The organism is Oleiphilus sp. HI0125 (assembly GCF_001635355.1).
Genome location: NZ_LWGF01000769.1, coordinates 1 through 591, shown reverse-complemented (window position 1 = coordinate 591; position 591 = coordinate 1). Strand labels below are relative to the sequence as shown.

The window sequence follows — 591 nt, the reverse complement described above, 5'->3', positions numbered from 1 at the left end:
TTGATAGTGGCTATATCAAATTCACGATCGACTCTACGCAAGTGTCTATTTCGCAGGACAGCAAGGACGTCTTTATTACTATTAACGTCACTGAAGGTCCGTTATTTACGGTGCGAGACTTTCAGCTCAAGGGCGAGCTAATTTTAGAAAAAGAAGAACTAGAAAAGCTCGTACTCGTCAAAGAGGGGGATACATTCTCACGTCAGAAATTAACGCTCTCTGCAGACAATATTTCTCGCGCACTCGGTGGCGAGGGATATACCTATGCGAGTGTTAATCCAATTCCTGAGCCTCATGACGATAATAGCGCGAGCATTGTTTTTTATGTTGACCCAGGAAAGCGAAACTACGTTCGTCGAATTAATTTCCGCGGAAATACAACCACTAAAGATGAGGTTCTCCGTCAAGAAATGGTTCAAATTGAGGGTGCTTCGGCATCGACTGATCTAATTGAAGCATCTAAGACAAAACTTTCTCGTCTAGGATATTTCGCTAACGTCACGGTCGATACGCCTGCGGTTCCAGGTGTAAATGATCAGATTGACGTAAATTACTCTGTCGAAGAACAAAGCTCCGGCAATCTTTCTGCTA

General features: G+C 43.5%; 1 protein-coding gene. It reads left to right on the top strand.

Going from position 1 to position 591, the window contains the following annotated elements:
- Positions 1–591, top strand: a 591-nt coding sequence (locus tag A3762_RS12065) for a POTRA domain-containing protein (RefSeq protein WP_304439284.1), incomplete at both ends; no start/stop codon positions are given.